The organism is Paraburkholderia sp. (assembly GCF_049581445.1).
Classification (GTDB): domain Bacteria; phylum Pseudomonadota; class Gammaproteobacteria; order Burkholderiales; family Burkholderiaceae; genus Paraburkholderia.
The window spans coordinates 25,358-39,412 of sequence record NZ_JBAURZ010000187.1 but is presented as its reverse complement, the minus strand read 5'-3'; the positions used below and the strand labels follow the sequence as shown (position 1 = coordinate 39,412).

General features: G+C 59.9%; 9 protein-coding genes. All 9 read left to right on the top strand.

All coding sequences use genetic code 11. The annotated features are described in order from the left end of the window. The coding region (locus tag WCA85_RS16725) for an NAD-dependent epimerase/dehydratase family protein (protein WP_424065707.1) at window positions 1-545 on the top strand (545 nt) is incomplete at its 5' end. A gap of 118 nt (window positions 546-663) precedes the next feature. Continuing rightward, a complete protein-coding gene (locus WCA85_RS16720) occupies window positions 664-1,998 on the top strand; it encodes an FkbM family methyltransferase (protein WP_424065705.1) in 1,335 nt (444 codons plus the stop codon). A gap of 80 nt (window positions 1,999-2,078) precedes the next feature. After that, a complete protein-coding gene (locus WCA85_RS16715) occupies window positions 2,079-4,826 on the top strand; it encodes a glycoside hydrolase family 99-like domain-containing protein (protein ID WP_424065703.1) in 2,748 nt (915 codons plus the stop codon). 264 nt (window positions 4,827-5,090) lie between these two features. Beyond that, the gene (locus tag WCA85_RS16710) at window positions 5,091-6,527 is read left to right on the top strand and encodes a hypothetical protein (RefSeq protein WP_424065701.1); all 1,437 of its coding nucleotides are present in this window, start codon (window positions 5,091-5,093) and stop codon (window positions 6,525-6,527) included. Between the two features lie 151 nt (window positions 6,528-6,678). Then, the gene (locus tag WCA85_RS16705; protein ID WP_424065700.1) at window positions 6,679-8,160 is read left to right on the top strand and encodes an MBOAT family O-acyltransferase; all 1,482 of its coding nucleotides are present in this window, start codon (window positions 6,679-6,681) and stop codon (window positions 8,158-8,160) included. Window positions 8,161-8,195: 35 nt separating this feature from the next. Next, window positions 8,196-9,761 carry a DHHW family protein gene (locus WCA85_RS16700; RefSeq protein ID WP_424065698.1) on the top strand — a complete coding sequence of 522 codons (1,566 nt, stop codon included), beginning with the start codon at window positions 8,196-8,198 and terminating at the stop codon, window positions 9,759-9,761. Window positions 9,762-9,949: 188 nt separating this feature from the next. Further along, the gene (locus WCA85_RS16695) at window positions 9,950-10,342 is read left to right on the top strand and encodes a GtrA family protein (RefSeq protein WP_424065696.1); all 393 of its coding nucleotides are present in this window, start codon (window positions 9,950-9,952) and stop codon (window positions 10,340-10,342) included. Window positions 10,343-10,390: 48 nt separating this feature from the next. Next, window positions 10,391-11,995 carry a hypothetical protein gene (locus WCA85_RS16690; protein WP_424065694.1) on the top strand — a complete coding sequence of 535 codons (1,605 nt, stop codon included), beginning with the start codon at window positions 10,391-10,393 and terminating at the stop codon, window positions 11,993-11,995. 13 nt (window positions 11,996-12,008) lie between these two features. Next, window positions 12,009-14,018 carry an acyltransferase family protein gene (locus WCA85_RS16685; RefSeq protein ID WP_424065692.1) on the top strand — a complete coding sequence of 670 codons (2,010 nt, stop codon included), beginning with the start codon at window positions 12,009-12,011 and terminating at the stop codon, window positions 14,016-14,018. The last annotated feature ends 37 nt before the right edge of the window (window positions 14,019-14,055 follow it).

Below are 14,055 nucleotides of genomic sequence, written 5' to 3'. Positions count from 1 at the left end.
GCCGCGTGCTGCCTACGGCGAAAAGCCAGATTGCCGGCTTTCGCTATTTCAACGTGTACGGGCCGCGCGAAACGCACAAGGGGCGCATGGCGTCAGTGGCGTTTCACAACTTCAACCAGTTCCGCGCCGAAGGCAAGGTGAAGCTGTTCGGCGAGTACAACGGCTATGCGGCGGGTGAGCAGACGCGCGATTTCGTTTCCGTGGAAGATGTGACCAAGGTCAACCTGCACTTCTTCGATCATCCAGAGAAGTCGGGCATTTTCAATCTGGGCAGCGGCCGTGCTCAGCCGTTCAATGATGTCGCTGTGGCCGTGGTCAACACGCTGCGCGAGATTGACGGCAAGCCCTCGTTGTCGCTCGACGAGCTGGTCCGCGCCGGAACGCTTGAATACATTCCGTTTCCCGATGCACTGCGCGGCAAGTATCAGTGCTTCACGCAGGCAGACCAGACGAAGCTGCGTGCAGCCGGCTACGACGCGCCATTTCTGAGCGTGCAGGAAGGTGTCGCGCGCTACGTCCATTGGCTGGCGCAACAACGCGCCTGATTCCAGGCGCATCTGCATGACACACGCGACGGGGCAGTTCGTGCCGTACCGGATAAGGCGTTGAGCGATACGCCGCACATAAGTGGTTCAAACCGGCTAAAAAAATTGAGGTTGGCAAATGTATTCTGATGATCTGTTCGAGACCGTGAACTTCCGCTACGGGCAAGTCACGTTTTTCGCGAACGACACGGGGGCCATCACCGACTCCCTGCGCCTTTACGGCGAGTGGGCAGAAAATGAACTGAGCTTCATGCTGTCGATGGTTCGCGAAGGCGACACGGTTATCGACGTAGGGGCGTATATCGGCACGCACGCGCTGGCCTTCGCCCGGCACGTCGGGGAGTCGGGGCGCGTCGTATCGATCGAGGCCCAATCGACCAGCTTCGAAGTGCTGAGCCGCAATATTGCCGCAAACGGGGTGAAGCACGTTCGGCTAGAACACGCCGTGGCATCGGCGACCGCGAAAGATGAGCTGATCCCGTCGATTGATATCGAATCGCCGGCCAGCTACGGCAGCGCATCGCTGCGCGACGTCCTGGTCCCCGGCGTGCATACGAACGGCCACGAAGGCGCTTCCGGCCGACCCGAGGGGCTGGCGATCCGGTCAATTGCTGTCGATGATCTCGACGTTTCGTCATGCGCACTGATTAAGATTGACGTGGAGGGCATGGAGGACATGGTCCTGCGCGGTGCGGGGCGAACCATTGGCCGCTGCCAGCCGGCTATCTACGCAGAGTGCAATTCGCTTGAAGACGGTTTGCGCAGCCTGGCGCTGCTCAAGGAATATGGCTATAGGGTTAGAGCGCACGTTGTTCTAGCTTACAATGCCGACAATTTCCGGGAAAACCCGGAGAATATTTTTGGCGGGGCGCGCGAAGTTGCGCTGGTCGGTACGCTGGCAGCGGGACCGGATCCACTTGAGGCCTACGTGCTGCGCTCTTGCGAGTTGTTGGTGGATGTTGAAACCGCTGACGATCTGGCGCTGGCGCTGCTGAACAAGCCTCAATATGAACATGAGGTATTGCGCAACGGCGCCGCCGGGCGCTCAGGCGGGCGAAAGTGTCTGGATGAGGTACGCGAGTTGCGTGCGGGTTACGAAGAGGCGAATCAACGCGTCGAGGCGCTTCGGCGCGATTTCGATCAGCAGCTTGCCCATGCGCTCGACGGTGCCCGTATCGAGGCAGATCAGCGCCTTGCCGCAGCGGAAGAGGAAAAGAACCGTCTGCTGGCTGGTATGCAGGCGCAAGTCGAGCAGTTGCGCGCCGAGCTTGGCGACATGCGGGCGCAGATCGAACCGGCGCTTGCGAAGCTGGCCAGTGCAAGCGCCGACGCTGTGCAGACGCGCGCTCGCGAAGCAGCGTTGCAGACGGCGCTAGATGAAATACATGGATCGACAAGCTGGCGGCTTACTGCACCCTTGCGACGGTTGAAGCGAGTCACGAAAGGCTCCTGAACCAGCAGGCGTAGGGCGACAGAATAAGTAACGACCGGCACCTGAGGGTGTGAATCGAGTGAGAGCGAGGTGAGGTAGGGATGAAAGTCGTTATTGGGCTGGTAGAGCATATTGGCGATATCGTGGCGTGCGAGCCGGTCGCCCGATATTTGAAAATGAAATATCCTGGCTGCACGCTGTCCTGGGTGGTCAACAAGGCTTATCGCGATCTCATCGATGCCAATCCGCATGTCGATGAAACCGTCGCGGTGGACTGCCTGACGGACTGGATCAAGATTTCGCGCCACGCCGGCTACGACAAGGTGGTTGACCTGCACGTCAACTATCGCGTGTGCTCGCATTGCCGGGTGCCGCTCATCAAGGACCAGGGTAATCCGTTCGTGAATGCCTACGAATGGCTCGACTACGGTGCGCTGCTCGAAGCTTTCACGATTGGTGCCGGCTTGCCGAAGCTGTCGGCGGCGCCGCGCATGTATCTGCGCGAGGAAAACACGCGCGCTGTCGATGCGCTCGGCCTGCCCGCCGAATACTGCGTCATCCATCGCGAATCCAATAACCTCGAAAAGGATTGGACCGGTGAGAACTGGCGCACGCTCGCAACGTGGATCGCCAAAGAACTCAAGCTTCCTATTGTCGAAGTCGGCGTCACGAAGGACGAGCGGCCCTCACCGCTGCACGGTCTGTCGACTAACCTGCTGAACAAGACCAGTATTCTCGAAACGGCCGAGGTGATCCGGCGTGCACGCTTCTTTATCGGCGTGGACAGTGGCCCGGCGCACCTGGCGAATGCCATGGAAACGCCCGGCGTCATCTTGCTAGGCCGCATGGGCGCGTTCCGTCAGTACACGCCCTACACCGGTCTCTATGGCAGCGATGCGCCTGAGGTCAAGCTGGTTCGCAACCTGCTGGGACCGGCGCGACTGTTGGCGGTGCAGGATGTGATCGATGCGACGCGTTACGTGGCCGATGTCCTCGCAAGACGAGGCGACGGAGCAACACGAACGAAAACGGGCTCGGTGAAGGCGGCAGCGGCTACTAATGGTGCGGCGAAACCGGTTGCGATTGATCCGGCTGACCGTGAGTTGCTGAACCAATCGCCGCTCTTCGACGGAGCCTGGTATGCGGTGCATCATGCCGATGTCGAAGCATCAGCTCTGAGCCCAGCCGAGCACTATTTGTCGATCGGCGGCCCGCTGGGCTATCTGCCGGGCCCGGAGTTCGACGCACACGGTTATCTGGAGCGCAACAACGACGTCGCGATGGCGGGCGCGAATCCGTTGCTGCACTTCATCCGGTTCGGTGAAAAGGAAGGCCGGGTCGGCAAGAAGGCCGCGCGGATGCCGAGCAGCCTGCAGGAGCAGGCCACGCCAGCCGAGCCGCGTTCGCTGTATTCGAGTGACAAGCCGCAACTGTCTGCTGTGCTCGAACAGGAAGACCCGCTTACCCTGACGCTGAAGGTTCCATTGCCCGACAACGAGATGCCGCGCACGTTCGCGTTCTATTTGCCCCAGTTCCATCCGATTCCGGAAAACAACTGGGCGCACGGCATGGGCTTCACGGAGTGGAACAACGTCATCAAGGCGAAGCCGCTGTTCAACGGCCATTATCAGCCGCGGATTCCGGGCGAGCTGGGTTACTACGATCTGCGCTCCTTCGACGTGATGCGCGAGCAGGTCGACCTGGCACTTGAGCATGGAATTTCGGGCTTCTGCTTTTACTACTACTATTTCCACGGCAAGAAACTGCTCTACAAACCGATCGAGAATTACATTCGCTCGGATCTGAAGATGCCGTTCTTCTTCCTGTGGGCCAATGAGAACTGGAGCAAGCGCTGGGACGGCGGTGACAATGAAGTCATCATCGCGCAGCAGCACTCGAAAGAGGACGATGTCGCGTTTATCCGCGAACTGCTGCCGCTGTTCGAAGACGAGCGCTATACCAAGGTCAACGGCAAGCCGATCTTGTGCATCTACAAGGCGCATCTGTTCCCGGACATCCTGAGCACCACGGAAATCTGGCGCGATGAAGTCGCGAAGGCCGGATTCCCAGGGGTGTATCTGGTCATGGTCGACGACTGGACGTCGGACCCGCCACAGCCCCGTCAACTTGGATTCGACGCGAGCTACGAGATTCCGTCGAACGTGATCCCGCAGCAGGTCTTGAGCACGGAAACCGATTCGCTCGGACTGGGCGATGACTTCACAGGCCGTATTGTCGACTACGAGAAGTTTGCACGCTTCCACATGAGCCGCCCGTCGCCGGAATACCGGCGCTTGCGTACCGTCATGTTGCCGTGGGACAACACGCCGCGGTATGGTTCGCGCGCCATCGTCCACATCAACACGGGCGGCGACGCCTATAAGCTGTGGTTGCAGCAGGCCATGCTGGATAGCGCCGCACGTTACCCGGCGGAGGAGCGCATTGTGTTCCTGCACTCGTGGAACGAGTGGTGCGAAGGAACCTACATGGAGCCGGATGGCAAGTCCGGGCGCCGCTATCTCGAAGAAACGCGTGACGCGATCAACGAGGTCAAGAGCGTGCTGGCGATGGGTGGCGACACCGAGCAAGGACGGGCGATCGCTTTGCTGCAGCGAATCCAGCGCGAAAAGGACGAGGGCGCGTACCGGATCCTGCAGGCGGCGCGCATGCAGTCTGCAGCGCTATGGCAAGCGAGGGATGTCTTGAACGAGCAGCTGGGCGTTGCACTGGCGGCGAATGGCCGGTCGTCGCAGTCAGGCGGCGCGGACGGCGCGAACCACGGTGCGGCTGCAACCGCCGCACGGGCCCTTCGGCAACGGCTCCGCAGAATCGCGCGCGGGCAGAGCTAAACCGGATCGTTAGCTGAAGCTCGATCCTTCGCTGGCTGGTAGCGGAGGCGGGCTTTGGCGAGGAACAGCCGCTACCCTCCGCTACTCAAGGGAACGTTTTATGGAATGGGTCACAAGCATCAATTTAGTAGCGCTACAGGTATCGCTTGACGGCGTCTTCGCTGCGGACGGGCGCGGTGCTTCGGTTTTGCAGTCAGCCTCGCAACTTGGCGAGCGACCGTGCTAGTGGGCCGCTCCCGCGCGCCGGCAGTGAGGATGGTGGTCTTGGCGGTAACAGCGGCGGTGCTGCTGTTTACCGTCGGCAAGATGTTCGCCATCACCATGGCGTCGCCACTCTTCGCCTATTCCAATCATTTCGACTTCATTCGCGTAGAGAGCTGCATGGGGCTCTGGCAGGACTATGGCGACGGCAGCGACAAGACGGCGCCGCATGTCGCCGGTCCTGTCAATCGACTCGTCCTCGATCGCGATGTGCGCATGGATCTGTGCGTCGTATCGCTGGACAATCTGTTTCCTTACATAGCGACACGGCTGCATCGGCACGATGGGCACGTTGATTTTCGCCAGATCAGCGGTCTCAGAATTGCGGCGGCACTGGCAGCGCTATGGGCGTTAATCGCGGCGGCGCGCGGACGTGGGCGATCTCTCGTCGTCGCGGGTCTGTTCACGGCGATATTCGGCGAGATCGGCTATCTCGCCTATTTCAACACGCTGTACAACGAATTCACGATGTTGTTGGGCGCGTTCGTCTGCGCGGCGTCATTGTGGCTGCTGGGAACCTCGGTGGCGAGACCGCCGCGCCGGCTACTGGTCCTGATGGTCGTGGGACTGTTGATGCTCGGGCTAGCGAAGCAGCAATACTCCGGACTGGCGACCGCGTTCGGGCTGTGTGCGGCGCTCGTGGTCGCGAAACGCTGGAACGCGCGACGCGCCGCTGCGACGTTTGCACTCGTGGGCCTGCTCTGTCCGCCTGTCTTTGCCGTCTTGAATCCTTCGGACTACGGCTTGCAGGGTGGCATCAAGATGGCAAACATCACCGATACGTTCCTCGGTGCGGTTCTGCCGGCCGCGAAAGACCCCGCGTCCGCGCTCGCTACGCTGCATTTGCCGGCGTCATGCGTGAACGGCATCGGCAAGGACTGGTACACGCCGGGATTGCAGGAAAACCATCCATGTCCAGAACTGCGGAGGGCTACGCGGGCGCGGTTGATTCCGTTGTTTGTGAGTCAGCCTGGCACGTTCTTTGGGCCGGTCTCGCGTGCGATTGACCTGGCTCGTCCCTTTCCGGACCCGGGCTATGGCATGTTCGAAGATCCACGTTCCAGTAACGATGCCCGCTACCGCCTCGCCGTGGCGACGTCTTTCGCGACCTACGCCGATGCGCTGCCGCAGCCGGTGTTTCGCTGGCTCATGAGTGTGGCGATGGTTTCCGGGGTGGTGGCGTCGGTCTGGTACTGCGTGAAGCTTTTGACCGGGCGGACCGACAGGCTGGGCATCGATCTCTTGCTTGCCATGGGAGGCATCACGGTCCTCTATGCGATCGGATCTTCTGTGTTTGGCGACGGCGTGTTCGATATGACGCGCCATGCCTCGCTGTGGTGCTTTGGTCTGGCGACGCAAGCGCTGGCGATTCTCGTCTGGATCGCGGCGGCGGTCTTGAGAGGGGGGCGGGTCAAAACCGGGACAACCCCCCAGTCTTGATTCAAGGCGCCCGTTTTATCATCCGACACAGCCGGGGCGCCGCTTGAGCCAGAGCGAGCGCCGTGATTCCGGGCAACAGGCTGTACTATAAAGGACCAAGCCGTTTTTTGGGACCATCAGGCCCGCAGTCGCTTACCAGCAAGGGGACATCTTGGTATTCAGTTCTGCGATTTTCCTGTACGTCTTTCTACCGGTCACATTAGGCCTTTATTACGCGCTGACGCACCGTCTGCGCAATATGTGGCTGCTGGTCGCGAGCCTGATCTTTTACGCCTGGGGCGAGCCTGTCTATCTGCCTCTCATGCTGCTGTCGATCCTGTTCAACTGGTTGATCGGCTTGTGCATTGAGTGGGCGCGGTTCCGAAAGCTGGAATTCGTCATCCTGACGGTCGGCGTTTGCGTCGATGTCCTTGTCCTTGTCTACTATAAATATGCGTTCTTTCTGGCGTCGAATTTCAATGCCTTGATGGGCTCGCATCACCACTTTCATCTGAACGTGGTGCGAAACACGCTGCCGGTCGGGATTTCCTTTTTCACGTTCCATTCGATTTCCTATATCGTCGACGTGTACCGGCGTGAAGCGAAGGCGCTGCGCAGCCCGCTCAACATGGGCGTGTATATCTCGCTGTTCCCTCAGTTGATTGCCGGTCCGATCATTCGCTACCACGACATCGCCGAGCAGATCATGCACCGTAGCAATACGCTCGAACGCTTCAGTTCGGGCGTGGAGCGTTTCGTTTTCGGTCTGGGTAAAAAGGTGTTGATCGCCAACGTGCTCGGACAGGTCGCGGATCAGGTATTCGCGACACCGTCCGGGAGTTTGTCGGCCCCGGCCGCGTGGCTCGGTGTCCTCTGCTACACGTTGCAAATCTATTTCGACTTCTCCGGATATTCCGACATGGCGATTGGCCTCGCGCGCATGTTCGGGTTCGAGTTGACGGAAAACTTCAACTATCCATACATCTCCAGGTCAGTCCGTGAGTTCTGGCGACGTTGGCATATCTCGCTGTCCACCTGGTTTCGCGATTACCTCTACATTCCGCTTGGCGGCAACCGCGCGTCGCGTGCCCGCGTCGGTGCGAATCTGTTCGTCGTGTTCCTGTTGTGCGGTATGTGGCACGGCGCGAGCTGGAACTTCGCGTTTTGGGGCGCGTTTCACGGAGCACTGCTGGTGCTGGAGCGCAGCCGTTTCGGCAAGCTGCTCGATGGTGCGCCGCGTTTCCTTGGCTGGTGCTACACAATGTTGATGGTGATGATCGGCTGGGTGTTCTTTCGCGCGGACGGCTTCAGCTATGCGCTGTCGTATCTCGCGGCCATGTTTGGAGGCGGGGCAGGGCGCGGCTTTACGCCCCAGGTGGGCCTCTATCTAAACGCTCAGACCGCCGCGACGATCGTGCTTGGCATGCTGCTCGCTACGCCTATTGCCACCGCGTTCGCACGCGACTGGCGCAACCGCCGCTTTCCTGATCATTCGAAAGAGCCGCTCCCAGCGGCAGTGGTATCGCTGTCGGACGCATATCAAGGCACGCCGCTGCTCTATATACGACTCCTCGCGATTGCCGTCGTGCTTGCCTTCTGCGGCGCAGAGCTTGCTGCGGGAACGTACAACCCGTTCATCTATTTCCGCTTCTGATCGCCATGAACTCGAAAAGATTCACGAACATTGCGATGTCCGCGGTCTTCCTCGCTGCGATTACGGTGCCGCTCGCAACCATGTGGTCGGGAGACGGCAGCAATTCCGAAAAGCGCAATCTGGCTGATTTCCCGGTTGGGGACCTGAACGCGCAGGGATTGCGCCACTTTCCACAGGACTTCGAAACTTTCGTCAACGACCGGTTCGGCTTTCGCAACGCCCTGCTCAGCCTGCACAGTTATATGAGCTACCGGTGGTTCCACCTGTCAGGCACGGCGCATGTGATTGCAGGCAAGAAGGAATGGCTGTTCATTTCCGACGATTCGAGTCTGCCGGACCTGCAGCGAACGAGCCATTTTTCGCCGGATGACCTCGCGAAATGGAAAGCCGGGCTGATGCAGCGCTACGAGTGGTTGAAGAGCCAGGGAATCGAGTACCGGTTCCTGGTTGGCCCGGAAAAGAACACGATCTTTCCGGAGCTGATTCCGACGCGCGTGAAGGGCGACGGCCCGTCGCGGCTAGATGAACTGGTCAGCTATCTGGGCGCCACCCCCTATTTCGTCAATCCTACCGCCGACCTGCTGGCACACAAGGCCGATGCAGGCCGCAAGCTGTACTTCCACACTGACACGCACTGGACCAACTACGGCGGGTATTTCGCGTACCGGGACCTGATCAGGTCGCTGGGCGAGCGCCCGGAGGATCTGACGTTCAAGACCGTCCAGCCCGCCGACCAGAAGTCGCCGTTCTTCACTGACATGTCGCGCATGATCCGGGAACCCAGGATCGAAACGATCGAAGAGCCGACCACGCCGTTGACCCCGGATTGCCAACAGATGCGGCAGGCGCAGTTGCCGCTCGGCGTCGGTTTGCAACTCACGCCGCGCACCTTTTTCGCAACGGTATGCCCGGGCAAGCCCGGCACGGTGCTGGCGTTTCGCGATTCGTTTTTCACCGCCATCCAGCCGTTCCTCTCCGAGCACTATGGTCGCGTGATCTATCTGTGGCGGGACCCGGATTCGGACCTGCTGGCGCGGATGGTTGCACAGGAACGGCCGAACATCGTGATTGAGGAACTGGTCGAGCGCGGAATGCCGTACGCGGTGCCGCAGCCCGATCTGCCAGAAGTGGTGCAACGCCTGTCTCAGGAGAAAACGTTCACCACCCAGGATCTGGCGATCCACGCGAGCATGAACAAGTTGCTGGGCGCGAAGATCCGTCTGGTAAAGAGCGGTGATAACGAAGCCTTCGTCGACGATGGTCAAACCCTGATCAAGGTGAATGACAAAGCCAGCGGTGGTCACGTGGACGATGTCACCAAGGCGTTCGAGAGCCGGACCTTCGGCGGCTGGGCGGGCTTGCCTGCGCAGAAGGTGCGGGCGGACTACGTTGTCGCCACCGTGGCCGACCGGGTGGTGTTTGTCGCGCCGGTAGGCATCGACAGGCCGGATGTCGCGGCGTTGTTCGATGCTGACTCGCTCGCCAAGTCAGGCTTCCGGTTTGAGTTGCCGCACGATTTCGCCCAGGCAACAGACCATGTGCGTCTCTTTGCGGTGCGCGGGGATCAGGCTGCACCGTTGTCAGTCCCCGCTGACGATTGAGCAGGCCCGCGGCTTGCTGGCGTCCGGCGAATTGGGCGGCGCAAGCTTCGGCAAATATTGTGCGGGGACGGGCGAGGCGCCGTGCTGCTTCGTGTCATGGGGTAAAACGCAAGGGTGGCCGCGGTAAAATGCATCCCGAATCGCTATCCCAACCACAGCCAACCACAGCCCATTACCTATATTTCCGCATGAATCTAGCTCTTCTCTACGCGTTGTTTGCCTGCATCTCCACCCTCGCCAACCTGGGCGCTCAGGCGGTCGTGGTTCGGCTGTTCAGCGGCGAATACGGTGTGATGTTTTCCATTGTGATGGGCACGGGCATTGGCCTCGTTGTCAAGTATCTGCTGGACAAGCGCTGGATCTTTCGTTGGCGCGCCACGAACACGCGCCGAGATGCGCACACCTTTGTGCTGTACACGCTGACCGGCGTTTGTACGACGCTCGTGTTTTGGGGCAGCGAATTCCTCTTCCAGTGGTTGTTCCATACGGAGTCCTGGCGGTATGTCGGTGCGTGTATCGGATTGGCCATCGGCTATGTCGTCAAATATCGCCTTGACCGTGCGTTGGTGTTCGTTGACTGAATGCCTTGTGTGACGTAGTCCACCCTCCTTGGGACAAGAGATCTGGATATGAATCCGCATCGCGTCACCCGTCTCGCTGCAATCGCCGCCTTCGCGTCGGTGACGGTCGTGCTGGTGGCGTGGGTGATTCACTACGGTCCCACATGGCTTAGCAGGGACAGCGTCGGCTATCTCTACTATCTCAACGAGGCCGAGTCGGGAAACCTGACCTTCAAGGAGATGCTGCTCGCGCGCAATAACGAGCATCTGGTGGCGTTTCAATATGCATTCGCACTGGGCAGCCTGAAAATCTTCAGCATGCACTTTCGCGCGTTGATTTTCGAAAGCGTCGCCTTTCTGGTGTTAACCGGCGTCCTGATTTATGCAACGCTTCGCCACTCCCGAATCGCCAATCAGTTTGCAATTCTGCTGCCTTTTGCGATCGTCATTCCTTTGCTGAATCCCTCGCAGGCGAGTTATCTGCTGTGGGAGTTCCAGACCTGGCTGTACTACGATTTTGCATTTCTGGCTGCCAATATCCTGCTGATCGAGAAGTATCGCTTCCGTGCGTATCCAGCCGTTTTTTTGATGTGCATTCTCGCGTCGGGAAGCGAGGCACAAGGCTCGTTCTTGTGGCTCGCGGCAGGCGCGCATCTGTTCTGGGTTTCAGTATTCGATCGCAAACCCGTGACACGTATTGCTGGAACGCTCGTTCTGGCGGTGCATCTGATCATTTTCCTTGGACTCGCCTGGCTGTTGATGCACGGCGAATACGTGAGTAGTGCAGCCACGAGCCTCGTCCACCAGGCCGCGCCGGAAAAATTGAGCGCGCACGTCGCCTATTTCGTCGCCATTATGGGCGGCGGTTTCGGGATTCGTAACGAGACGACTGCGCTCATATTCGGCGCCGTGTCGATGCTGCTGTGGTGCGTCTTCACCGCAATCGGTGTGCGGCAAAAATTCGCTGCGGTGGAACTGAGGGTCGCATTTCTGCTGACTGGCATACCGTTGTTGTGGACGCTTGCATTTGCCGTCGCGCGGGAACCCTTGGGCTTAACCTGGGCTTTTGGTGAGTTCCACGCATCACCGATGCTGATTCCGTTCTTCATGGGACTGGCCGTATACGCGCTTTATATCGAGGCTTCGTATCGGTCCACTGTGACACGGTGGCTATGCTGCCTCACCATCGCTTTCGCGATGTTGCCAACGGTCACCGGCATTCCGGTAGCACGTGAGCAATCCATACTCCTGAAGGTGACCTCCACGATGGCGGTGGCGTTAGAGTGCAATCCGACCGGCGCGTCGCTTTATCTGCGGCTGCATCTCGAGGGTCTGGAGGGGGCGCAACAGGCCTACGCGCTGGTCGATCGCTTCCGGGCGAGGATGTGTGCGGCTCAGGCGAATACGTCTGAAGGGCTGCCGTTGGTGACGCCGCCCGCGCAGTTCGTTGAGTTGATGAAGGGAGATGCTCACACGAAAGCGGCCATCTCCGCGCTTTGGGATATCTACCTGTCCAACACTCAGTTAAGGCTCGCGTTCAAAAGGTCGGAGCCCAATCTGGCCAACGAACTGCTGGCGTTCGCGGCCCGTGATGCGAGGAGCGGTAGTCCGTACGAACCGTCCTTGCTGGGACCGTTTGCCGACGTGTACCTGCGTCTCTGGACCAAACCGTAGCGGAGACGGCGATATGACCAGTTCCACTTTGGCTGGAGCGGGTGTGCCCACCTATCGCGCTGACATCGACGGCCTCAGAGCGATTGCGGTCCTCGTCGTTGTGCTGTTCCATGCCTTTCCGGCGCTCGTACCCGGTGGCTTTGTCGGCGTCGACATTTTCTTCGTGATCTCGGGCTTTCTCATCACGAGCATTTTGTTGGCCGACTTCGACGCCGACCGGTTCAGTATTTTTACTTTCTACGCTCGACGCATTCGGCGCATTTTTCCCGCGCTGACCACGCTGCTCATTTTCGTCTGTGTGGTGGGATGGTTTTGCCTGTTCGGCGACGAATATCGCGCGCTCGGTAAGGACGTCGTCGCCGGTGCGGCGTTCGTCGCGAATCTCGTCACCTGGAGCGAGGTCGGCTACTTCGATCGCGCGGCGGACGCTAAGCCGCTGCTGCACTTATGGTCGCTCGGTGTGGAAGAGCAGTTCTATATCGTCTGGCCGCTGGTCCTTGCGTTGACCCACAAGAGCCGCGCGCGGTTGTTCGTTGCGGCGCTGTGCATCCTCGTCGTGTCGTTCCTCGTCAACATACTGACCATCGGCATGCATCCTACGGCTGCGTTTTTCTCGCCGCTCAGCCGCTTCTGGGAACTGATGGCGGGTTGCCTGCTTGCCGCGTCGTCCCGCTTCGCGCAGCGCGTGCCGCTTTGGTGGCGTTCCGTTTTTTCAGTCACGGGACTGGCGCTGTTGATCGGGGCAGTGGCCGCGCTGAATAGCCGCTCGCTGTTTCCGGGCTGGTGGGCCATTGTGCCGGTTTGTGGCGGGGTTCTGCTTCTGTGGGCCGGTCCGCGCGCCATCGTCAACCGCAGTCTGCTGTCCTTGCCGCCTATGGTCTGGATCGGCAAGATCAGCTATCCGTTGTACCTCTGGCATTGGCCGTTGCTTTCGTTCACGACGATCATCGCCGGACAAACCCCGGTTGCGCCCGTGCGCGCTGCTCTCGTGGTGGCGAGCATTCTGCTGGCGTGGGGCACGTACGTCTTCATCGAAAAGCCCATCCGGTTTGGCCGTTCGCGTGCGATCAGCGTGGTGTTGCCTTGCATAGTCCTGCTTGCCGTCGCAGGATGCGGCTCAATTGCGCATACCTACGACCTGCTCACCTTTGATGACAAGCACGGCTCCGGTCCAGATCCCGCGACGGCGAAGAATGGCGATGGCGCCGCGCTCGCCGTGCCCGCCTGCGGGGTGCCCGATGCGGACAAAGCATTGTTCCCCTGTGCCCAGGACGGACGGGAGCCAGCCCGTTTCGTGCTGTGGGGAGATAGCAAAGCGTTGGCGCTGTATTGGGGAGTCCTGCGCGAATCGACACCCGGCAACCGTTGGCGACTATTGGCGCGAGCAGGTTGCGCGCCGGTCACGGGTGTATTCCAGACCTGGTGGCATGCGGGGGCGGAAGCCGAAGAATGTCAGAAGACCAATCAGATTGCCCTGCAAACCATCAGTGCAGATCCGCACGTGCAACTGGTTGTGTTGGCCACCGCGACCCGTGTGGTCATGACCAACACTTTCTACAAGCCGGATGGTGTGACGCCTGACCCGGCAGGCGCGTTGAACGGACTCGATGCAACGATCATAGCGCTAGAGCGAGCTGGTAAGCGTGTCGCGATCGTCGTAGACAATCCGACGGTGGGCGATCCTAAGCGTTGCCTGGAGCGGCGCATTGTTGGCGTACCCGTCGCTCACCAGTTGGTTGAGTTGAGCCGCTATGGGACGCCGGAAAAATGCTCGATTTCCTACACGCATCATCTCGAGGTGACGAAGCAGTATCGCGAGGAAATCGCCACCTTGACGCGTCGGCACCCGGAGATTCTTGTGTATGACGCTTCGGCAGCGCTGTGCGACAAATCGAAAGACGTATGCCCGGAGAGCGTAGACGGGAAGTTTCTGTACGCAGACCTGGACCACTTGTCCGACGCTGGCAATAGCCGCGTCGCGCGGCAACTGTTGCCGCAGATTGACCGCTTTATGCGGCAGTAGTCGCAGCACGGACCGGCAATGGAAATTGCTGGCCCGC